Below are 1231 nucleotides of genomic sequence, written 5' to 3'. Positions count from 1 at the left end.
TGCAAGGCGGGCGGGCCCCGGCGCGGGGCCGGCCGTGCGAATCCGCGCGAAGCGGCCGACGCAGACCCTCGGGACGCGAACGGCGGGAGCCCGCGCGATGCGGGCGGACAGAGGCCGGCCAGCGGCCCGTCGCGCCGACGCGGCAAGGCTGCAGGGGAGGAGGGGGCCGGCCGCGGGGCCGTCCGGCCGAGCGCGCCCTCTGGGCCGGCGGCCCCTTCCGGTCGAGGGGAGCGGCCGGCGGGGCTCGTCGTCGAGGAGGTCGAGGCCACGCGCCCCGCGTGGGCCGAGCGCGTCAGGGCTCGCATCCCCGGGCGGGAGTCGGCGCCGTCCGAGCTGTCCGCCAGGCGCCGGGAGCGCCGCGCGGAGAGGAGGAGGATCCTCACCCGGCGCTGGTCCGTCGCCGGGGCGTGCGCCGCGGTCGCGGTCCTGCTCGTCTGGGTCGTCGGCTTCAGCCCCTTCCTGGCCTTCCGCTCGGGAGACGTCGAGGTCAGCGGGGAGGCGGCGGGCTCCGTGCCGTCGAAGGACGTCGGCAGGGCCCTCGACGGCTTCGACGGAACGCCCCTCGTCCGCCTGGACGCGCGAGCCGCCGAAGCCGCGGTCAAGAAGGCCGTGCCACAGGTCAAGAGCGCCGACGTCTCCCGGAGGTTCCCCCACGGCCTGTCGGTGAGGGTGACCGCCCGCACGCCGGTGGCCTGCCTGCAGGCGTCGCAGGGGTGCACGGCCGTCGACGCCGAAGGGGTGCGCCTGAGCCTGCCGCAGGCGACGACGGCCAAGCTCCCCAAGCTCAGACTCGGCGGGACGGACGCCGCCCGCGCCGCGAAGGCCATGGCGACGGTCCTCGCCGTGCTCGACCAGCCGATTCGGCAGGCAGTCGACACCGTCTCGATCGACGGCACCGACCAGGTGTCCTTCACCCTCCGATCCGGCGCCACGGTCGTGTGGGGAGTGGCCAGGGACAACGAGCGCAAGGCCGCGGTCCTGAGAATACTGCTCAAACAGGAAGCCAAGAAGTACGATGTCTCGGCCCCCAACGCCCCGGTCACGGAGTGACCGCGGCCCTGCCCGGCACGGCGCCCGGCCCCTGCGCGCCCACTCCGCCCGCCGTTCGGGCCCGGCCCCGACCCATCCGCAGGTCGTTGACGGCCGAGGACTCCTCCGGTCCCGCGTCACTGCGGCGGGATCCACGCCGCTCTCCGGCCGGCGTGGAGGGGACCCGTCGGCCGTCCGCGCC

At 76.4% G+C, this 1231-nt stretch carries 2 protein-coding genes; one reads left to right on the top strand and one right to left on the bottom strand.

Annotated elements, in window-relative coordinates; all coding sequences use genetic code 11:
- A partial coding sequence (locus HMPREF0043_RS08885) for a cell division protein FtsQ/DivIB (RefSeq protein ID WP_021602716.1) occupies positions 1-1050 on the top strand: 1050 nt, incomplete at its 5' end.
- On the opposite strand, the gene HMPREF0043_RS11790 is transcribed toward HMPREF0043_RS08885, so the two are convergent.
- Positions 1040-1231 (bottom strand): hypothetical protein (locus HMPREF0043_RS11790; protein ID WP_232206108.1); only part of this gene is annotated, 192 nt, incomplete at its 5' end. The two genes, HMPREF0043_RS08885 and HMPREF0043_RS11790, sit on opposite strands and share 11 nt — an antisense overlap.

The sequence above is a fragment of the Actinobaculum sp. oral taxon 183 str. F0552 genome (assembly GCF_000466165.1).
Lineage (GTDB): Bacteria > Actinomycetota > Actinomycetes > Actinomycetales > Actinomycetaceae > Peptidiphaga.
Note: the sequence above shows the minus strand (reverse complement) of the source record. Positions and strands in the feature narration are given on the sequence as shown.